20 protein-coding genes are annotated in these 19,289 nt (G+C 35.7%); 10 read left to right on the top strand and 10 right to left on the bottom strand.

Features of this window, described 5'->3' with window-relative positions; all coding sequences use genetic code 11:
• Window positions 1-40 precede the first annotated feature (40 nt).
• The 4 genes from ACFJGY_RS02130 to ACFJGY_RS02115 all read left to right on the top strand — a co-directional run bounded on the left by ACFJGY_RS02130 (window position 41) and on the right by ACFJGY_RS02115 (window position 4,052).
• A complete protein-coding gene (locus ACFJGY_RS02130; RefSeq protein ID WP_379967631.1) occupies window positions 41-682 on the top strand; it encodes a DUF4271 domain-containing protein in 642 nt (213 codons plus the stop codon).
• A 10-nt stretch (window positions 683-692) separates the two neighbouring features.
• A complete protein-coding gene (locus tag ACFJGY_RS02125; protein WP_379967628.1) occupies window positions 693-1,433 on the top strand; it encodes a uroporphyrinogen-III synthase in 741 nt (246 codons plus the stop codon).
• A 226-nt stretch (window positions 1,434-1,659) separates the two neighbouring features.
• Window positions 1,660-3,705 (top strand): S9 family peptidase, encoded by a 2,046-nt coding sequence (locus ACFJGY_RS02120; protein ID WP_379967625.1) that lies wholly within the window; start codon window positions 1,660-1,662, stop codon window positions 3,703-3,705.
• 2 nt (window positions 3,706-3,707) lie between these two features.
• A complete protein-coding gene (locus ACFJGY_RS02115; RefSeq protein WP_379967622.1) occupies window positions 3,708-4,052 on the top strand; it encodes a hypothetical protein in 345 nt (114 codons plus the stop codon).
• A 49-nt stretch (window positions 4,053-4,101) separates the two neighbouring features.
• Here ACFJGY_RS02115 and ACFJGY_RS02110 read toward each other — a convergent pair whose 3' ends face one another.
• Window positions 4,102-4,593, bottom strand: coding sequence for an SRPBCC domain-containing protein (locus ACFJGY_RS02110; protein ID WP_379967619.1), 492 nt, complete (start codon window positions 4,591-4,593; stop codon window positions 4,102-4,104).
• Between the two features lie 190 nt (window positions 4,594-4,783).
• Between ACFJGY_RS02110 and ACFJGY_RS02105 the strand changes: the two genes are divergently transcribed.
• Window positions 4,784-6,325, top strand: coding sequence for a sensor histidine kinase (locus ACFJGY_RS02105; protein WP_379967616.1), 1,542 nt, complete (start codon window positions 4,784-4,786; stop codon window positions 6,323-6,325).
• Window positions 6,326-6,479: 154 nt separating this feature from the next.
• Entirely contained in the window at window positions 6,480-7,169 is a 690-nt protein-coding gene (locus ACFJGY_RS02100; protein WP_379967613.1) for a response regulator transcription factor, read from the top strand.
• Window positions 7,170-7,238: 69 nt separating this feature from the next.
• Here ACFJGY_RS02100 and ACFJGY_RS02095 read toward each other — a convergent pair whose 3' ends face one another.
• Entirely contained in the window at window positions 7,239-8,033 is a 795-nt protein-coding gene (locus ACFJGY_RS02095) for a murein L,D-transpeptidase catalytic domain family protein (protein ID WP_379967610.1), read from the bottom strand.
• A 239-nt stretch (window positions 8,034-8,272) separates the two neighbouring features.
• Here ACFJGY_RS02095 and ACFJGY_RS02090 point away from each other — a divergent pair, with 239 nt between their 5' ends.
• Entirely contained in the window at window positions 8,273-9,040 is a 768-nt protein-coding gene (locus ACFJGY_RS02090; RefSeq protein ID WP_379967607.1) for an amidohydrolase, read from the top strand.
• On the opposite strand, the gene ACFJGY_RS02085 is transcribed toward ACFJGY_RS02090, so the two are convergent.
• The 3 genes from ACFJGY_RS02085 to ACFJGY_RS02075 form a co-directional block, all read right to left on the bottom strand.
• Window positions 9,033-9,335, bottom strand: coding sequence for a thioredoxin family protein (locus tag ACFJGY_RS02085; protein WP_379967604.1), 303 nt, complete (start codon window positions 9,333-9,335; stop codon window positions 9,033-9,035). The two genes, ACFJGY_RS02090 and ACFJGY_RS02085, sit on opposite strands and share 8 nt — an antisense overlap.
• A gap of 54 nt (window positions 9,336-9,389) precedes the next feature.
• Entirely contained in the window at window positions 9,390-10,799 is a 1,410-nt protein-coding gene (locus tag ACFJGY_RS02080) for a rhodanese-like domain-containing protein (protein ID WP_379967601.1), read from the bottom strand.
• 163 nt (window positions 10,800-10,962) lie between these two features.
• Window positions 10,963-11,460, bottom strand: a complete 498-nt coding sequence (locus ACFJGY_RS02075; RefSeq protein WP_379967598.1) for a hypothetical protein — start codon at window positions 11,458-11,460, stop codon at window positions 10,963-10,965.
• Between the two features lie 234 nt (window positions 11,461-11,694).
• Here ACFJGY_RS02075 and mutS point away from each other — a divergent pair, with 234 nt between their 5' ends.
• Window positions 11,695-14,250 carry a DNA mismatch repair protein MutS gene (gene mutS / locus ACFJGY_RS02070; RefSeq protein ID WP_379970079.1) on the top strand — a complete coding sequence of 852 codons (2,556 nt, stop codon included), beginning with the start codon at window positions 11,695-11,697 and terminating at the stop codon, window positions 14,248-14,250.
• Here the strand turns inward: mutS and ACFJGY_RS02065 are convergent, their stop codons facing one another.
• Window positions 14,251-14,643 carry an energy transducer TonB gene (locus tag ACFJGY_RS02065; RefSeq protein ID WP_379967595.1) on the bottom strand — a complete coding sequence of 131 codons (393 nt, stop codon included), beginning with the start codon at window positions 14,641-14,643 and terminating at the stop codon, window positions 14,251-14,253. It lies immediately after the preceding gene.
• Window positions 14,644-14,728: 85 nt separating this feature from the next.
• A complete protein-coding gene (locus tag ACFJGY_RS02060) occupies window positions 14,729-14,923 on the bottom strand; it encodes a hypothetical protein (protein ID WP_379967592.1) in 195 nt (64 codons plus the stop codon).
• A 121-nt stretch (window positions 14,924-15,044) separates the two neighbouring features.
• On the opposite strand from ACFJGY_RS02060, the gene ACFJGY_RS02055 reads away from it, so the two are divergent.
• Both ACFJGY_RS02055 and ACFJGY_RS02050 read left to right on the top strand, forming a co-directional pair.
• A complete protein-coding gene (locus ACFJGY_RS02055) occupies window positions 15,045-15,686 on the top strand; it encodes a hypothetical protein (protein WP_379967589.1) in 642 nt (213 codons plus the stop codon).
• Window positions 15,683-16,063 carry a DUF2809 domain-containing protein gene (locus tag ACFJGY_RS02050; RefSeq protein ID WP_379967586.1) on the top strand — a complete coding sequence of 127 codons (381 nt, stop codon included), beginning with the start codon at window positions 15,683-15,685 and terminating at the stop codon, window positions 16,061-16,063. Before ACFJGY_RS02055 ends, ACFJGY_RS02050 begins: the two co-directional genes overlap by 4 nt.
• Here ACFJGY_RS02050 and ACFJGY_RS02045 read toward each other — a convergent pair.
• Genes ACFJGY_RS02045 through ACFJGY_RS02035 form a run of 3 tightly spaced genes read right to left on the bottom strand, consistent with a single transcriptional unit; the run spans window position 16,042 to window position 19,193 of the window.
• Window positions 16,042-17,589, bottom strand: coding sequence for a DUF2306 domain-containing protein (locus ACFJGY_RS02045; protein ID WP_379967583.1), 1,548 nt, complete (start codon window positions 17,587-17,589; stop codon window positions 16,042-16,044). The two genes, ACFJGY_RS02050 and ACFJGY_RS02045, sit on opposite strands and share 22 nt — an antisense overlap.
• Before the next feature lie 10 nt (window positions 17,590-17,599).
• The gene (locus ACFJGY_RS02040; RefSeq protein ID WP_379967580.1) at window positions 17,600-17,935 is read right to left on the bottom strand and encodes a bacteriophage spanin2 family protein; all 336 of its coding nucleotides are present in this window, start codon (window positions 17,933-17,935) and stop codon (window positions 17,600-17,602) included.
• A 49-nt stretch (window positions 17,936-17,984) separates the two neighbouring features.
• Window positions 17,985-19,193, bottom strand: coding sequence for an NAD(P)/FAD-dependent oxidoreductase (locus ACFJGY_RS02035; protein ID WP_379967577.1), 1,209 nt, complete (start codon window positions 19,191-19,193; stop codon window positions 17,985-17,987).
• Window positions 19,194-19,289: the final 96 nt, after the last annotated feature.

Below are 19,289 nucleotides of genomic sequence, written 5' to 3'. Positions count from 1 at the left end.
TTCATTGTTCTAATTCTTATTTTTGCAAAAAATTTGGAGCTTGGTAAGAATAGCTGAACATAATGATTGGGTGGTATTTTGTATTCTCGGGAGTATTTTCGCTTACATTATCGTGCTTTCTGTTTTCAACCGGGATGCAAATATTAAGGATTTTCTGACACAGAAGATCGAGGATTCTAACAACCTCACACCTTCCTGGACAATTATTTCCATTGTAAGAAGCTTGCTGCTTTCTCTGCTTTTGTCACAATTCATCCCGGTAGTTCCGAAGATCTTTTCTGATGTTCAGATATTTGGACTTCAGATTAACAAATTCGGATTTACCTTTTTAGCCGTTATTTCATTTGACATTATCAAAAACCTGCTTACTTTTTTCTTCTACAACAGCATTGGGGATGGTAAGAATCTAAAGGGATTAGCATTGATCTCAAGTAAGTTTTATTTCCTGGAATCTATAGGATTGATTATCGCCGGATTTGCAATGTATTTTTACCCTGTGGATTTGGTACAATATTTTTATGTGATCATAATTATATTAATATCGCTGTTTGTGTTGAAAAACCTGATCTATATTTTTCATAATCAAGCTATTTTGCCCGATAAATGGTATTATAAATTTTTGTATATTTGCACGCTTCAAATAGTGCCCGTTTTGGTGCTTTGGAAGTTCTTATTTTATTAAACAATCTAAGATGAAAATCAAATCTATTTTAGTTTCACAACCCGCTCCTAACGAATCTTCGCCATATCTGGAGATTGCAAAGAAAGAGAAAATCAAAATTGATTTCCGTCCTTTTATTCACGTTCAAGGTGTGGATGCGAAAGACCTCAGAACGCAGAAAATAGACCTGACTCAATATACAGGGATTATTTTCACGAGTAAAAATGCGATTGATCATTATTTTCGTCTTGCCGAGGAAATGAGATTCGCGGTGCCGGATTCTATGCGTTATATCTGCCAGTCAGAGGCTATTGCCAACTATCTGCAGAAGCATATCGTTTACAGAAAAAGGAAAATCAGCTTTGGTGAGAAGAATTTTTCTGACCTTGCTGCCTTGTTCAAAAAACATCCGTCGGAAAAGTATCTTTTGCCATCATCAGATATCCTGACACCGGAAGTTCCAAAGGTTTTGGATTCTGCGAATATCGACTGGACGAGAGCAATTATGTACAAAACAGTTGCTAGTGATTTAACCGATATTAATATCAATGATTACGAAATGCTGGTTTTCTTCAGTCCGCAGGGAATCAAATCTTTGAAGATCAACTTCCCGGATTTTGAACAGAAAGACACCAAAATTGCTGTTTTCGGAACTACAACCCAGGCTGCTGCAGAAGAAGCCGGATTAACGGTAAATGTAATGGCTCCTACAAAGGAAACACCTTCTATGACAATGGCGATAGAAAAATACGTCAAAAGCATCAATAAGTAATTATTGACCCCATAAATCAAAACCGTCTTCTTTCTGAGAAGATGGTTTTTTGTTTAAATTTGAGTTAAAAAAATATCGCAAAGGCACAAAATTATTCCTAATCTTGCATTTTAAAGTCGCAAAAAAACAACACCATTTTTACACTTTATTAAGGTAAAAATTGGCGACTTTTAAAATTAATAATCCTTTTAATATTGCGCCTTTGCGTTAAAAATCCAAAGCAAAAATGAATGCTCCAAAAGCAAAAAAAATAGACAAACTTCTCGAAATTCACAATGACAAAAGGAACGATCCTTATTTCTGGATGAACGAAAGAGAAAACCCCGAAGTCATCAAATACTTGGAAGAGGAAAACGCTTACACCGACTTTGTGATGAAGGAAACGGAAGATCTTCAAAACGACCTTTATGAAGAAATGAAATCCCGCTACAAAAAGGACGATGAGTCTCTGCCATATTTTTTCAATCAATATTGGTATATCGTCCGCTATGAAGATGGGAAGGAATATCCTATTTTCTCAAGAAAGTTTCAATCTTTAGACAACGAAGAAGAGATTCTTTTAGATGCTAATGTTTTAGCTGAAGGAAACGAGTATTTTGATATTGGAAGCATTTCCATCAGTGTTAATAATGAGATCCTTTCATTTTCTACTGATACTGTCGGGAGAAGAATTTATAAGATTTTCTTTAAAAATTTAAAGACTGGCGAAATATACAAAGACGAAATCGATAATGCTACAGGAAAGGCAGTCTGGTCCACGGATAACAATTACGTTTTCTACATCAGAAAAGATGAAAGTCTTAGAGCTTTCCAAATCTACCGCCACGAATTGGGAACTGAAACAGAAAATGATGTTCTGATCTTTCACGAAGAAGATGAAACTTTTGATGTTAATGTCTACAAAACCAAAACTTTAGATTATATTTTCATCTCTTCATCCAGCACGAATGAAGACGAACATAGATTTATTCCTTCGAATGATGTTTTTGCGGATTGGAAGATCATCCAGCCAAGAACCGAAGATCTGGAATATTCTGTAGAGCATTATCAGGACGATTTTTATATCGTTACAAATGCCGACGACGCAACCAATTTCAAAATTGTAAAAACGAAAGTCGAAAATCCTTCGATTGAAAACTGGGAAGATTTTATTCCGCATAGAGAAAATGTATTGATTGAAGGTTTCGAAATTTTTAATGAATATTTCGTTTTGGAAGAAAGAGAAAAAGGGCTTCTTCAAATCAAAATCATCGAAAACAAAACTGGAGATTCCCATTATCTGCCATTTTCCGACCCGACTTATACCGCATACATCGGAACTAATCTGGAATTTGATACCGAAAAATTGCGTTTCGGCTACACCTCTTTGACAAAACCCGCTTCCACATTTGAATATGATATGAAGGAAAAAACCACCAAACTATTGAAAGAACAGGAAGTTTTGGGTGGGAAATTCTTCAAGGAAAATTATATTTCCGAGAGAATCTGGGCAACCGCAAGAGATGGAAAGCAGGTTCCAATCTCTCTGGTTTATCACAAAGACACACCGAAGTCCGAAAACACGCCACTTCTACTCTACGGCTACGGAAGTTATGGTCACACGGTTGATGCCAGTTTTTCCAGCACCAGATTATCACTGCTGGACCGTGGTTATATCTTTGCCATCGCACACATCCGAGGCGGAGAATATCTTGGCAGAGAATGGTATGAAGACGGAAAAATGCTCCAGAAAAAAAATACTTTTTTTGACTTCATCGATGCTGCAAAACACTTAATATCAGAAAATTATACCTCGCCAAAACATCTTTACGCAATGGGCGGAAGTGCCGGCGGACTTTTGGTTGGCGCAGTGATGAATCTCAATCCGGAACTTTTCAACGGGATTGTGGCGCAAGTTCCTTTCGTAGATGTAGTTACAACAATGTTGGATGATACAATTCCTTTGACGACCGGAGAATATGACGAATGGGGAAATCCGAATGAAAAAGCATATTATGATTATATGAAATCCTATTCACCATACGATAATATTGAGACGAAAAATTATCCTAACCTATTAATTACCACAGGATTTCACGACTCTCAGGTTCAATATTGGGAACCTGCAAAATGGACGGCGAAATTGCGAGAATTAAAAACCGATGACAATATTCTCATCTTCAAAACCGATATGAGTTCGGGACACGGCGGCGCAAGCGGACGATTTGAAAGCCTGAAAGAAATAGCACTTGAATACGCATTTTTGTTTAAAGTTGAAGGTTTAAAAAATTAATTATGAACGAAGCAGAACTCTGGAAAAAAGTAGAAAAATTCTTTGAAGTTAATTTTCAAACCGAGAAAAATCCACCAATTGATACACTTTTATTCATTATTGGTGTTCAGGAATTGGGAAGCGGTCAACAGAAATTCACAAAAGACGACAAGGTCAATCTTTTACACATCGCAGTTTGTAGATTGCTGGAACCTTTTGGATACTATAAATTTACGCATTACGAAGATGGCTGGCCACATTATGATAAATTAGATGACCTGCCGGAACTCAAGCCAAATGAACAATCGCTTCTGATGAAAAAAGCGATTATTCAGTATTTTGAGGATGAAGAGATTGATTTGGATTAAAAGTTTTTATTCAGGCAGATTGCAGATAAAGCAGGTCTCTGCGAGAAATTTAATTTCCAGATAATAAATCTTCCAGCTGATTCAGTCCCATTTTGAAACCGCCTTCAAAGCCCATTTGGAGTTGCTGTTCCATTTTTTCTTTTGTAGAAACTTTGATGTTCACTGTTAATTTTGTTCCTTCTTCTACACCTGTAAAGCCGAAAAGCCATTTTGTCTCCGGCATTTCCGGATCTGTAATTCCTTTTTCATCAGAGAATTTACTTTCCTGGTCAAAACTTCGGTGCTCATTAATTTCACCATATTTCACAACACAAAAGGCTTTTTCGCCATTCGGTCCTACCATTGCGTAATGCCAGATTCCATTTTCCCGGAAGTCTAATTTGATGGTTTCGCAATTCCAGGGCTTTGGTCCCCACCATTTATCAATCAATTCTGACTTTGTGAAATACTCCCAAACCGTGGTAACATCAGCCGGGAAAACCTTCATCACATAAATACTTGTGGAATCAATATCGGCATTAAAAATAATTTCTGAATTCATGTCGTTATCTATTTTTACAAACTTAATATTAAAAAATTGAACCAAACTTATCTTCTGGCAACATATTTGATATTCACAATAAAATGTTAAATCTATCGATTTTAAGAAATATTTAATAATTTCAACCGTTATTTTTTATTGAGACAATCTTAAAATCAGTAATTTTAACTTTTCAAACTTAAAAAAACATATGAATAATAAATTCATTCCGATTATATCTGTATTTATGACAATCTCACTTATCGTTTTTGTCTCGCTGCAGTTGTATTGGATCAAAGAATTATATACTTCCCTCGAGCAGGATTTTTCGAACAAAGTCTATTCAGCTTTAGAAACGTCGACTCAAAAAGTCAATCAGATTGAAGTTAATAAATATTGGAATGAAACTTATGGCGGTGTTGGGAAAGAAGTTCTTGCATCGTCTAACCAGCCCACAAAAACTTACATTCAGCAGAGTTCTGATTCGGCAAACCGATCAAATATCCTTTTCCAGACCAGCATTGTGGAGAAGCAGAACATTCCGGTTTCGGCAAAAGGTGACACTTTGTACACAACAAAACTATATAAAGACGAAGGACAGTTAAAATTAAAAAGAAGTTCTCCGGAACCACTTACAACCAGCATCAGCAGAGATATTGATAACAATTCTTTCCAGATGAAGGAATTCGCAAGGTTAAGCGCAACAAATCTTCCGATAGAAAAACGCGTCAACAGCAAAACAATTGATTCTGTTCTTACCAAAGAACTGAGGCTCAAAGGAATCGATACGAAATTCGGTTATGGTGTCATCAATAAAACCAATAAGCTGACGACCGTTGCCAATAATATTTATCTGGATCAAAAGGACAAGACCAATTATACTTATCCGCTTTTCACGGACAGCAAGGACAGAACACTTTACACGCTTGCAATCGTTTTTCCGAGAAAAGATTATTCCCTCGTAAAGCACAATTTGCCGATGCTTTTGGGGACTTTCATTTCATTATTGACGATTTTGGGGATTTATATTATCTCCATTAACTATATGATGAGACAGAAGAAAATTGCAGAGATCAAGACTGATTTTATCAACAATATGTCTCACGAATTCAAAACGCCCTTGGCAACCATTTCCGTGGCGGCAGATTCTTTGGCAAATGACCTGATTGCGACCAATCCGGATAAGGTAAAATATTACTCTGGCTTAATAAAACAGGAAAACATCCGGATGAAAAAACAGGTGGAAACGGTTCTGAATATGTCCAAACTGGAACGGAACGAGATGCCTTTGCATCTGAAAGAAACCAACGTTCGGGAACTTATAAAGAGTGTGACAGAATCTTTCCGACTAATCGTGGATCAGCGAAACGGAACTTTGATCACAGATTTCAATGCACAGAAATATAACTTCCGAATTGATGAATTTCACATTTCAAATGCTTTGATTAATCTTCTGGATAATGCCAACAAATATTCTCCGGAAACGCCTGAAATAAAAGTGAGCACAAGAAACGAGGCTAATTTTTATGTGATCGAGATTTCTGATAAAGGGATGGGAATGGATGCGACAAATAAAACCAAGATCTTTGAGAAATTCTTCCGAGAGGAAACCGGAAATATCCACAATGTAAAAGGACAAGGCCTTGGATTGTCTTACGTAAAGAAGATCATAGAAATCCACAAAGGACAGATTTCCGTAGATTCTCACAAAGGGAAAGGAAGCGCTTTTACAATCAAGCTTCCTATGGTTTAAGCATTGATGAAGTATATTAAAATTAAATAAAATTATATATGAAGCAGGTTACAAATAAGTAAAAAATGGAGAGGAAATTGTTTAAAACAATAAAAGAAAATAATACTACGAAGAATAATAAATTCTTCATTATCAAATATTAAAAATTAAAAATATGAGCAATAGAATATTATTAGTAGAAGACGACCAAAGTTTTGGCGCAGTTCTGAAAGATTATCTTACAATAAACAACTTCGAGGTTACTTTGGCAACCGATGGGGAAATGGGACTGAAAGAGTTTACAGAAAAGGAATTTGACATCTGCATTTTTGATGTGATGATGCCGAAAAAAGACGGATTTTCTTTAGCAGAAGATGTTAAGAAAATTGATAAAAACACGCCGATTATTTTCCTTACAGCAAGAAATATGCGTGAGGATATCCTGAAAGGTTACCAATTAGGAGCTGATGATTATATCACAAAACCATTTGATACTGAATTACTTCTGTACAAGATAAAAGCAATCTTACAAAGAAGTGCGGTTTTGGAAAATGAAGATCAGGAACAGTTCAAGATAAGCAATATTTTCTTTGATTCTATGTTGAGACAACTAAGAGTGAATGAAAATGATTACAAATTGTCGCCTAAAGAAAACGAACTTCTGAAGTTGCTTTGCATCCACAGAAACGATTTTATGCCGAGAGATCTCGCCCTTAGAAAGATCTGGAAAAAAGAGAATTACTTCACCGCAAGAAGTATGGATGTTTACATCGCAAAACTGAGAAAACTTTTGAAAGAAGATGACGGACTAGAGATCATCAACGTTCACGGAGAAGGATTTAGATTGCTGGTAAAAAATCCTTAATATAAAAATCCCTTCAGAGTTCTGAAGGGATTTTATTTTTCAATACATTATACTTTTTGTATAATAAATTTAATTCGTTGCCATTTTCTGATCTGTAGAATTCAAAATCTGATCTTTTTGTTCGCTGTTTTTCAACCATTGAGAACTTGAAAGATAATTTTGATCCGGATAATAAATAAACAGACAAGTCTTATTTTTTATCGTATTGATGATCGGCTGAGCTAATTCTCTGGGAATTGCCGGACAACCCCAGCTTCTACCCAAACGCTTTTCAGCTTTGATAAAGTCTTCGCTAACGTAATTGGCGCCGTGCATCACGATGCATCTTTCCAAGGCGGCATCATTATAACCTTTGTCCATCCCGAATAGCCTCAGAGAATAACCGTTATCTCCTTCATAAGTCTGCTCTGTGATATAAAATCCGAGGCTTGACTGGTGCGAATCTTCCGTATTGGAAAAATTCGTTGCAAACTCTTCACCTGTTCCTTTTCCGTGGGCAACCAGGGAATTGAACAGCAATTTTTTCTCATCAGTATCAATCACCCACAGGCGTTTCTTGCTAGAAGAAAGACTGAAATCACAAACCGAAAGCAAATGCGCCGTCGGTTCCAGTTTACCGGATTTTTTCAAATTTTGAAATCCTAAAAATGCTTTTTCAAAGACTTCAAAATTCAATTTTTCTCCTTCAAACTGAAGATTTTTATATACTTCTTCCGCTTCATTTACTGGTGAGAAATTCTTTTTAGGACTTAGTTTTATTTCTTTTACCTGGATTTTAGTTTGAGAAAGATTCTCGGAACTGGCTGGATAAAAGGAAGTTGCTATCAAATAAAACAATCCTAATAACAATGGGAATTTCTTCATAAAGTATTTATATTATTTATTTTTTGGTGGGGCAAAATTACAATTATATCATTTTCAATTGGTTAATATGTTAATTTTTAACAATTAATTGGGAGACTTTAACTTAAAATGATAATTTTTGAATGCTTTTTATTAAGATTTCATTATGATAAATAATTATGATTTTAAGTAGCAGAATTTTTTCATTAATTGATAAAAACGGATTTTAAAGTGATAAATTGCACCATAAATCTTCAATTATGTCAATACTAAGAATTGCAGGTCTCAATCTGGATATCGTCTGGAAAAATAAAGAACAGAATTTTAGAAATATTGAACAGGAATTTTCGGATACAAAAGCCGACATTTTTCTGCTTCCTGAGATGTTTTCAACAGGATTTTGTATGGAAGCTGAGGAAGTTGCGGACAGAAATATGGAAACTTTGACTTGGATGAAATCTTTTGCTAAATCAAAAAATTCCGCCGTTGCAGGAAGTGCTTCTGTGGAGGAAGATGGGAAATTCTTTAATCGGTTTTATTTCGTTTTCCCAGACGGGAGTTTTGAATATTACAACAAAAGACATTTGTTTTCTTACTCTGGGGAAGATAAAATTTACACAGCCGGAACTGAACGAAAAATCATTGAATATAAAGGCTTTAAGATTCTTTTGCAGGTTTGTTTTGACTTGCGTTTTCCGGTTTTCTCCAGAAATCAGGATGATTACGATGCGGTTTTGTATGTTGCCAACTGGCCAAAATCCAGAGTTGAAGCCTGGAAATCTTTGCTAAAAGCACGTTCCATTGAAAATCAGGCTTTTCTTTTTGGCTTAAATAGAATTGGAACTGATGGCTACAATCTGGAATATGAAGAAAGTTCATTAGTATATTTTCCGGATGGACAGGAAATATCAGATAGAAAAAATAACATTATTTACTCCGAATGGAATCTGGAAGAATTAAAGGAATTCCGTAGTAAATTTCCTTTTTTGACGGAGAGAGATGGGTTTGAATTGAAAAACTCTAATTAGAATATTGATTCAATACACTTACCAAAGAATTCACATCGTGAACGCCGCTTTCTTTCCAAAGCATTTTTCCGTTTTTGAAAACGGCTAAAGTCGGAACGCCTCGCACATTATATTCATTAGCAATCGAAGGAAATTGATCGATGTCTATTTTAACGATTCTGGCTTTATCACCTACTTGTTCTTTTACCGTATTCAAAACGGAAGACTGTACTTTGCAAGGCTGACACCAGGTTGCAAAAAAATCAATAAGAACGGGTCTTTCTGATTCTATAAGTTCCTGAAATTTTTTTGACATGATAAAAGATGTTAGATTAGAATTTAGATGTTAGAGCAAAATCTATGCAAAATTTTAAAGCGTTTTTGTCTGACAAACAAAACTACTCAACGGAACTTTGTCGAATTTCTTAATAGCATTAAAACCACCGTCAACTTCTGTAAAATTCCTATAACCTCTTGACTGCAAAATACTTGCCGCAATCATACTTCTGTAACCACCCGCACAATGAATATAAAAATGCTCTGAATTATCGATCGCATTCACCCAATCATTAATGTAAGCCAATGGTTTGCTGTAGGCTTCATCGATGTGTTCCGCTTCGTATTCTGTTTCTTTTCTGACGTCTATAACTTTCTGACCTTCAGTATATTCTAAAACAAACTGTTCTGCGGAAATTCTTTTAATCTCATCGATTTCCTTCCTTGATTTTTTCCAGCTTTCAAAACTGCCTTCCAAAAATCCAACCACATTATCAAAACCAACTCTGCTTAATCTTGTGATCACTTCTTCTTCCGTTCCAAGATCTGAAACTAAAATAATAGGCTGCTGAACATCTACGATCATCGCACCAACCCAAGGTGCAAAATCTCCTTTGATACCGATATTAATAGAATTTGGAACAAAACCTTTATGGAAATCTGCCGCACTTCTTGTATCCAGAATTAATGCTCCTGTTTCTTCAGCTGCGGTCTCAAAATCTTCTACTGATAATGGATTATTTCCTTTTTTCAAGACTTGTTCAAAACTTTCGTAGCCGCCTTTATTCAGCGCAACGTTCATCCCGAAATATTTTGGAGGTGCTGTCAACCCATCAAGAACTTCATCAATAAAGCTTTCTTTGGTTGGTTGATTCAGTGCATAATTGGTCTTTTTCTGATTTCCCAGAGTATCAACCGTTTCCTTCTGCATATTTTTTCCGCACGCGGAACCAGCGCCATGAGCCGGATAAACCGTTATAGCATCGTCCAAAGGTAAAATCTTGCTGTGAAGACTTTCGTATAACATCCCGGCAAGATCTCTTTCTGTAATTTCACCCGATTTCTGGGCCAGATCCGGTCTTCCAACGTCACCTAAAAATAAAGTATCGCCTGAGAAAATGGCTGTTTCCTTTCCATTTTCGTCAATCAGAAGATAAGTTGAACTTTCCAGCGTATGTCCTGGTGTGTGTAAAACTTTTATTTTAATTTTCCCAATTTCAAAAACCTGCTCATCTTCTGCAATTATGGCTTCGAACTCCGGTTTTGCAGTTGGTCCGTAAACAATTGGCGCATCTGTTTTTTTAGAAAGATCCAGATGTCCGGAAACAAAATCGGCGTGGAAATGTGTCTCAAAAATATATTTGAGTTTCACTTTATCTTTTTCCAGACGGTCGAGATAAGGTTTGATTTCTCTCAACGGATCAATGATCGCTGCTTCGTTTTCGGAAACGATGTAGTACGCACCTTGTGCGAGACATCCTGTATATATTTGCTCGATCTTCATTGTAAATCAGTAGATTATATTCAAAAGTCTAATAATAAATATGGTTTCTAGCTTTTGTTTCTACAAATATGAGATTATTTGGAATAACTATAAATAAATTCTGACAGATATTATTTATGATATCGATTTAAAATTAAACAAATGCTTGATTTCTTAAGATGAATTATTTAACCAGTGCCCAAATTCCTACACCAATCGCAGCATAAGCAACAACTGTAATAATATCTGCTGTTGGCTGAGAGAAACGTCTCTCCGCAATTGTACTCTGATTAATTTGGTTTTTGTGGAATTTAAGAATCTTTTTCGGCTTATGGATAACGTGCGCTACCAAAGTATCGCTATCCCATTTAACGACTTGTATTTTATAACTTTTGTCTGCTACATCTATTTTAAAATATTTATTAGCCTCCAGCATTTCCTGAATATTCGTTGATTTTGGAGCCGGATTTTTTACCTCATTTTTTGGTTTTCTCGGACTTTTAGATTCAGTTGCTGTAAGATCTACCTGAGGATTAGAAATGGACTGTGCTGCCGGAACATTCGATTTTACCGGCGCTTCTGCTGTGTTTTTTGATGCCACATCCTTTTCTGCATTAGACCTATAGGTATAACAGCTTATCAGAGAAAATGATATAACAAGTAGATAAAGGTATTTTTTCATTAGCCAAATTTAAGAATTAAACGTATTATTTTTAATTTTCTTTTGAAGTATCATCAGGTTTATATTGATATTTTCAAAATTTTAGTAAATCTGTGCAAAAGACAAAGAAACAAAGCCCACAAAAGATGTCGAAAACAAACCATCTGCTTTTTACAGTCCATATATTCTCTGAATTAATTTCGTATTTTAGCGCTTCTAAAAAACTGACAATTGGCTAAGAAAGAAACTCCGTTAATGACGCAATACAACACCATCAAGGCAAGATATCCTGATGCACTTTTGCTGTTCCGCGTGGGAGATTTCTATGAGACTTTTGGGCAGGACGCCATCAGAACTTCTCAGATTCTTGGTATTGTTCTGACCAAAAGAGCCAATGGAGAAGGTCATATTGAATTAGCAGGATTTCCGCACCATTCCGTGGATTCTTATTTGCCAAAACTCGTGAGAGCCGGATTGCGTGTTGCGATCTGCGACCAGCTTGAAGATCCGAAAACTGTGAAAGGCATTGTAAAACGTGGTGTTACAGAATTAGTTACACCCGGAGTTACTTTCAATGACCAGGTTCTGAGTTCCAAGAAAAATAATTTCCTGCTTTCTCTTCACAAAGAAAAAGAAAAATACGGATTGGCTTTGGTGGATGTTTCCACGGGAGAATTTCTTGTGAGCGAAGGTAATCTGGAGAAATTGCTTCACATCGTTCACACTTTTGATCCGAGTGAAATTATCTATCAAAGAACCACTGAACTTCCGACTCAATTAAAGAACAAAAGTGCTTTTAAGCTGGAGGATTGGGCTTTCCGATATCCTTACGCTTACGAAAAGCTGACCTCGCATTTCAAAACACAATCATTAAAAGGTTTTGGGATCGAGGAACATAAGTTGGGCGTAACTGCAGCCGGTGCTATTTTCGCCTATTTAGTAGAAGACACACATCACTCTCTTCTTCAACACATTACAAGAATTAATCTGATTCCTCAGGACGATTATCTGATGATGGACGGTTTTACTTTGAGGAATCTGGAAATCGTTTATTCTGCCAGTCAGCAGGGAAAATCGCTTCTTGACATTATCGATAAAACGTGCACGCCAATGGGCGGAAGATTGTTGAGAAGACGAATAATTCTTCCATTAAAAAACATCGGTGACATTAATAGAAGACTCAGCCTCATCGAGTTTCTGAACAAAGAGGATTCTTTAAAATACGAGATCAAGGATCTGTTGAAAGGCATTTCTGATCTTGATCGTTTGATAGGAAAATTAGCCGCTGAAAAAATTTCACCTAAAGAATTAGGTTACCTCCGTCAATCGGTTGTTAATATTCAGGAAATCAGAACCAAGCTCTTAAAATTCCCAGATGTCTTGGCCTGGCTGGATCCGATTATTAACCTTAATGAATTAATTGATTTCATAAAAAATCATCTGAATGATGAACTTCCGGTTAACATCAACAAAGGAAATGTAATCCGCGAAAAGATCTCTGAAGAACTCGATCATCTGAGAAATCTTCAAAATAAAGGTCGCGGTTTCCTGGACGAAATGTGCCAGCGCGAAATAGAAAGAACCGGAATATCGAGCCTGAAAATCGATTTTAATGGCGTTTTTGGCTATTACATCGAAGTTAGAAATACACATAAAGACAAAGTTCCTGTAGAATGGATCAGAAAGCAAACCCTGGTGAATGCTGAAAGATACATTACCGAAGAACTGAAAGAATACGAAACTCAGATCTTGGGTGCCACCGATAAAATCAGTGCACTTGAATTTAAACTTTACAGAAATGTCTGCGAAAACGTAATGATTTATATTGATCAATTACAGGAAAATTCAAAACTGATAGGTGAATTGGATTGTGCCGTTGGGCTGTCTGAACTGTCTGTTGAGGATAATTATACAAAACCAATCCTTAATGATTCTTTCTCGATCAACATTCAGGAAGGACGACATCCAATCATTGAAAAATCTTTGCCACTCGGCGAATCTTACATTCCGAATGATGTTTTTCTGGACAGAGATTCTCAGCAGATCATCATGGTAACCGGACCGAATATGGCGGGTAAATCGGCAATTCTGAGACAAACAGCAATCATTTCTTTATTGGCACAAATCGGAAGTTTTGTTCCTGCAAAACATGCTGAGATTGGGACTTTAGACAAAATTTTCACAAGAGTTGGAGCCTCGGATAATCTTTCCGCTGGCGAATCTACGTTTATGGTAGAGATGAATGAAGCTGCGAATATCCTTAATAATATCTCGGACAGAAGTTTGATTTTATTGGACGAAATCGGACGTGGAACTTCCACCTATGACGGTGTTTCCATTGCCTGGGCGATTGCAGAATATCTTCACCAGCATCCGACGCAGCCGAAAACTTTATTTGCCACGCATTACCACGAACTGAACGAAATGTCCATTAATTTTGAGAGAATTAAGAATTTTCATGTCTCCATTCAGGAAGCGAAAGGAACAATTATATTTTTGAGAAAATTAATTTCTGGCGGAAGCGAACATAGTTTTGGTATTCATGTGGCGAAGTTGGCAGGAATGCCTTCGAAAGTTGTGAATCGAGCGAATGAAATTTTGAAAACTTTGGAATCCAACAGATCAACACAAGATTCCGGTGATAAAATAAAACGTGTGACCGAAGAAAATCTTCAGCTTTCTTTCTTCCAATTAGACGATCCTGTTCTGGAAAATATCCGTGAAGAATTGACTAAAATCGACATCAATACTTTGACGCCGATTGAAGCTCTGATGAAGCTTAATTCTATTAAGAAAATGATTGGGAAATAATTAATTCATAAAATCCATTATGAATGGAAATTTACAATGAGTTTTCACTGGATTTCCACCAGACATTCCCGGAGTCCATTTCGTTTTAATTTTCTTAAATGTTTTTACTACTTCTACATTGAAAGAATCGTTTTTTCCAGTAGCAAGTACCTGACTTATTGATCCATTTTCGTCAATAGTAAATGTGATAAGTGTCTGATAAGTCCCACTACCATGAAAAGTATTTTTGGGATCAAACTTTTTTGATAACTCGTTACGAAAAGCGTTCAATCCACCAGGAAACTCTGCAGCTTTATCAACTTTTGTTTCTACGAGTTCTTGTGTTTGGGTTCTCTCTTGTGAGAAAACACTCAGACTAAAAAATAATGTAAGAAATAGTAAAGTCTTTTTCATCTTTGAATTTTGCTCAAATATAAAATCTTTAATTCCATTTCAACAATTTTTCATAAAAAAACCCGATTCTTTCGAACCGGAATATTTATTTCGCTGAATCTTTTTTAACCGCAACTGTATCCACTTTCTTAGAATCTGTCGAAAATGCCGTTGAATCCACCCCTTTATTTCTCATATGTTCCGCACTGTGATCGTCTTTGCGCTGTTCACGTTTGTCTTTGTCTGGAATGCAGCCTGTTGAAAATAACGCTAATGAACTGATTAAAAATAACTTTTTCATAGTAATAAATTTTATGGTTATATAATAATGATTTGGTCAAAAATCAAACCGAAAATTATTTATCCAAATTTATCATTATTGGAAAAGTAAATCTAATTATGGAATTGTTATTTTGATTGATATGTCAAATACTATTTTTAAATTTGAATCATTACAAATCATCATTCTGGGAAACACCAAAATTTTAGAAACACACAATTTCTTTTCGAAATATGAAACAGCTATTGCATTTGGATTGCTTGCTGTGCAGTATATTTTTATCGCAATATTTCCAAATTCCCAAGGATCTGATATTGAGAAAAATTATATTTATCTGTGGTTTTTTGATGTTTTTTTGGCAATTCCGATCATTATTTTAATTTATTTTCCGGACAGAATAAGGCGAATCATTTTAATCTTAATATTGATTGCCGCTCTGGTTTATTTCTTCTCCGAATTTGGATTTAACTCCGTATATTTCAATACATTCATTGCAATTTTTTTGGCAAACCATTTTTTGTTTTTCAATCTGAATCCAGATGAGAAAACAGCTTTTGGAAGAGCAAAAACATATCGTTTTTTCCTGGTTTTTCCTGTCGGTTTTGTAGTTACAGTTACAGAATCGGTTTTGGATAAAATAGGAATTCTGCATCACGAGAAAGTAGGCGACGGCGTTTTGATGTCAACTGCAGGAAAAGTATTCCTTTTTGTCGGATATTACAGCATCGTTGCCTACCTGGAATATCGAAAAGTCAAATATCCCAATTCTAAATTCTTTCTATGAAATTCAACTTAAAATATTTCCTGATTGTCATACTGATTTTCGTTGTCGAAGTTCTTATTGCCACCAAGTTGAAAGACATTTTTTTCGTCAGAGCTTATCTCGGTGATGTTTTTGTCGTAATGCTGATGTATTATTTCATCAAAGCATTCTTCGATTTTGAATCATTAAAGTTGATTTCTGGAATCTTTATTTTTTCCTGTCTGATAGAGTTTCTTCAGTATTTCCACTTTGGAGAACTATTGGGATTCAAAGACAACAGGATCGTGATGATCGTTCTGGGAAACTCTTTCAGCTGGATAGATATTCTTTGCTATTTTGCAGGTTGTGTGATTTTATATTTAATCGAATGCAAATTTTATCTTCCAAAAGTATCATAATGATCCTCGGCGTATTTCTCCAGACGAGCCAGCAACGCTACGTTTTCTTTTTCGAGGGGTGTAAGATCAGCATCTACATTATTGGAAACAGGCACATACCAATCTGTATTTTCAAAAAACTGACGGTATGTTTCTTTTTTGAATGAATACCCGTGACGGGCAAAAACAGTATTTCTAATGATCTGAAGATCCAGTTTTCTCAGGTTTTTTAACCCTTTCTCGGTGAGTTTTTGTTTGGAAGCATTGATCTCAAATACTTTATCCGATGCACTTCTGTAAACCGTATTCTCGTAAGTTTCCGTTTTTCCTTCATCATTCACAAAAGAATTTTTCTTCACTTTTCCGCCGTTCCAGTCTACAGGATTTTCATAATCGCCTTCGGACTGGTCTTTGGAAATCATAAAATTTGGATTATACGCAAACTCTCTTCTGGAAAGTTTCAGAATCTTTTCAGGTGATTTTATAGCAGTTTTATTAAAGGCCACCCAATCTCCAGTCAAACTGTCTTCTTTCATTTTTAGCTTGAATCTTCCATCTGATTTATCATTTCCCGGTTCATCCAGAATTAAGCTTAAAGTGTTTTCATTAATAATTCCACGGAAAGGTCTTTGATTGCCATTGACTACAGAATAGCCGTAAACACTGTCTTTTGTAATCCTGTTTAGCTTGACCGAGATCTTTTTATATTCATCGATTTGGCTGCCATATTCTGTAGGAACAGATTTGGAATTAAAATCGCCGGTATAGATTCCGTACCATTCTTTATGGAATTCCTGCTTAACCTTTTTTTTGGAAATTAAAGAATCAGATTTTCCTTTTTCTTCCGGTTTGGCTTCTTTTTTACAGGAAATCAACAATAAAAAAATTGTGCAGACTGCTAAAATGTTAGTTCTCATTCTATGTTTTTTGATTAAATATTGTACAAATAGTAAGTTCGGAATCCATCCAAGCCAGGCAATAATCTGGTAAACATCCATAGGATTGGGATGGAATAAATATACCAAAATTACTTTCCACATCCGCAATGTTATTGCAGAAAGTGCAAGTGCGTAACTTCGCCACATCCAAAATTTGTGCTGGAGAAAGTTTCTTTTTCTGATTTCTATATATGATTGGTAAGTGGTGTAAAACCAAAGAATGCCAAGCAATACAAATGAAACTTTGGAAACCAATCCGCCATTGGCAAAAACACCTATATAAATACCAGATAAAGAAGAAAATAACAAAGTGACAAACACATAAATTCTACCAGAAAAACGATGGAGGTATTTGAAGCTTTTATCAAAAAAAACAGCAATAAATCCTGCCATCAAAGCGAAAATACTGCTGTAAACGTGAACGTAAAAAATAGTGAGATATTCTGGCCGGGAAGTGACCTCGGTTTGTTTTATCATCAGGAAACTCACATTAGAACTTACAGGAACGTAGTCTAAAGTTATTTTCAGCATCAATCCAAAAAAGTAAACGAATGTAACTGCAATAATTGCTTTGGGGATTACAATTCTGGATTTGATAAACCTGAACATTGCTCCTGGGTTATACGGGAACAAAAATAACCGCTATAACGCCACCAACAGCAAAAACAGCAAGTAAAATGGAAGTCAGTAGGTTGGGTTTTCTGATTTCCCGAATCTCACTTTTCTCAATCTCTACTTTGTCGCCGGCTTGATTTTTACCATAGATCTTTGTAGCATCAATTTTTAAAATCTCTATCTTTTGTTTTTTTGCATCTTTAGTCTGGATTGTGTATTTTTTATAAAGTTCTATTGAGTTGTCATAAAAAGGTTTGTTTGGAGAAACAACTCTTGTCTGGCAGGAAACCAATACGATAAAAACCGATAATACCCAAAATAATTTTTTTGAAACTTTCATTTTTTATATAATAAATTAAATATAATGCCAAAGTTAATAAAAGATTTGATTATAGAATGTTAAGATATTGTGATATCAACCAACCTTCACTCCAACAAGCCTGAAAGTTAAAACCACCTGTAACCGCATCTATATCAAGCACTTCCCCGGCTATAAAAAAATCAGGGAGAAGTTTTGAAGACATATTTTTGAAATTAATTTCCTTTAAGTTGACACCTCCTGCAGTCACAAACTCGTCCTTGAAAGTAGATTTACCTGTTACCTTTAATTTTTTCTCACACAAATTTTCGAGAATCAGATCCATTTCGTTTTTCGAGAGGTTTGCAATTTGTTTATCCGGATTGATGTTATTAATCTCCAGAATTTTATTCCAAAAGCGATTGGTTACATCAAAGATTTTTGACTGTGCGATGGATCTTTTCGGATTGCTGTTTTTGAATTCTTTCAATAATTCCTCAGCTTCGGACATCAGTTTTGAGATAAAATTAACTTCAATCTCAAAATTATATTTCAGGTTCGCCAGATTTCTTGCTTCCCAAGCCGAAATTTTCAAAACAGCTGGTCCGGAAAGCCCCCAATGCGTAATGAGAAGCGGTCCGGATTCTTCGGTTTTTAAGCTTGGAATGCTCACTTCCGCATTTTCAAAACTCGTTCCAGGAAGATCTTTCAGCAAATTATCTTTGATATTAAAAGTAAAAAGTGAAGGAACGGCTTCTACTATTTTATGTCCGAGATTTTCAATTAATTTTAAGGATTTTGGTGAGCTTCCTGTTGTATAAATTACGATATCAGCTGTGAAATCACCTTGTTTTGTTTTAATTAGATAGCCTTCATTTTCTTTAATGATCTCAGAAACGGAAACCTGTGTTTTAATCTCAAAATTTTTATTCCTTACTTCATTAATCATCGCATTGATAATGCTTTGAGAAGAATCTGTGGTGGGAAATATCCGATTGTCTTTTTCGATTTTCAGAGGAACATTTCTGGTTTCGAACCAATCCATTGTATCGCCCGGCTGAAACTTTGTAAAAACACTTAGCAATTCACGATTTCCCCGCGGATAGAAATTCACCAGTTCTCTTGGATCAAAACAGGCGTGCGTCACGTTGCAGCGTCCGCCTCCGGAGATTTTTACTTTCTGCAGAACATCAGAATTTTGTTCCAGAATAGTAACATAAAATTTGTCCTCGTCAAGATTTGCAGCCGTGAAAAATCCGGCAGCGCCTCCTCCAATGATTATTATTTTCTTTTTTGACATTAATTAAATCTTATAAAACCAATATGCCGCTCCGATGGAGTTCTTATTTGGTGTTTCTAATTTTTCTACAAACATATAGCAACTACGTTGCTTTGT

Origin of the sequence: Epilithonimonas sp. UC225_85, from assembly GCF_042695135.1 — a bacterium.
Taxonomy (GTDB): Bacteria; Bacteroidota; Bacteroidia; order Flavobacteriales; family Weeksellaceae; genus Epilithonimonas.
Note: the sequence above shows the minus strand (reverse complement) of the source record. Positions and strands in the feature narration are given on the sequence as shown.

Coding starts and splice junctions, on each gene's coding strand:
- ACFJGY_RS02080 (WP_379967601.1), bottom strand. CDS start 10,799: ATGAAGATCGAGCAAATATATACAGGATGTCTCGCACAAGGTGCGTAC.
- ACFJGY_RS02100 (WP_379967613.1), top strand. CDS start 6,480: ATGAGCAATAGAATATTATTAGTAGAAGACGACCAAAGTTTTGGCGCA.
- ACFJGY_RS02045 (WP_379967583.1), bottom strand. CDS start 17,589: ATGTTCAGGTTTATCAAATCCAGAATTGTAATCCCCAAAGCAATTATT.
- ACFJGY_RS02060 (WP_379967592.1), bottom strand. CDS start 14,923: ATGAAAAAGTTATTTTTAATCAGTTCATTAGCGTTATTTTCAACAGGC.
- ACFJGY_RS02125 (WP_379967628.1), top strand. CDS start 693: ATGAAAATCAAATCTATTTTAGTTTCACAACCCGCTCCTAACGAATCT.
- mutS (WP_379970079.1), top strand. CDS start 11,695: ATGACGCAATACAACACCATCAAGGCAAGATATCCTGATGCACTTTTG.
- ACFJGY_RS02065 (WP_379967595.1), bottom strand. CDS start 14,643: ATGAAAAAGACTTTACTATTTCTTACATTATTTTTTAGTCTGAGTGTT.
- ACFJGY_RS02120 (WP_379967625.1), top strand. CDS start 1,660: ATGAATGCTCCAAAAGCAAAAAAAATAGACAAACTTCTCGAAATTCAC.
- ACFJGY_RS02110 (WP_379967619.1), bottom strand. CDS start 4,593: ATGAATTCAGAAATTATTTTTAATGCCGATATTGATTCCACAAGTATT.
- ACFJGY_RS02115 (WP_379967622.1), top strand. CDS start 3,708: ATGAACGAAGCAGAACTCTGGAAAAAAGTAGAAAAATTCTTTGAAGTT.
- ACFJGY_RS02050 (WP_379967586.1), top strand. CDS start 15,683: ATGAAATTCAACTTAAAATATTTCCTGATTGTCATACTGATTTTCGTT.
- ACFJGY_RS02090 (WP_379967607.1), top strand. CDS start 8,273: ATGTCAATACTAAGAATTGCAGGTCTCAATCTGGATATCGTCTGGAAA.
- ACFJGY_RS02085 (WP_379967604.1), bottom strand. CDS start 9,335: ATGTCAAAAAAATTTCAGGAACTTATAGAATCAGAAAGACCCGTTCTT.
- ACFJGY_RS02095 (WP_379967610.1), bottom strand. CDS start 8,033: ATGAAGAAATTCCCATTGTTATTAGGATTGTTTTATTTGATAGCAACT.
- ACFJGY_RS02075 (WP_379967598.1), bottom strand. CDS start 11,460: ATGAAAAAATACCTTTATCTACTTGTTATATCATTTTCTCTGATAAGC.
- ACFJGY_RS02035 (WP_379967577.1), bottom strand. CDS start 19,193: ATGTCAAAAAAGAAAATAATAATCATTGGAGGAGGCGCTGCCGGATTT.
- ACFJGY_RS02040 (WP_379967580.1), bottom strand. CDS start 17,935: ATGAAAGTTTCAAAAAAATTATTTTGGGTATTATCGGTTTTTATCGTA.
- ACFJGY_RS02105 (WP_379967616.1), top strand. CDS start 4,784: ATGAATAATAAATTCATTCCGATTATATCTGTATTTATGACAATCTCA.
- ACFJGY_RS02055 (WP_379967589.1), top strand. CDS start 15,045: ATGTCAAATACTATTTTTAAATTTGAATCATTACAAATCATCATTCTG.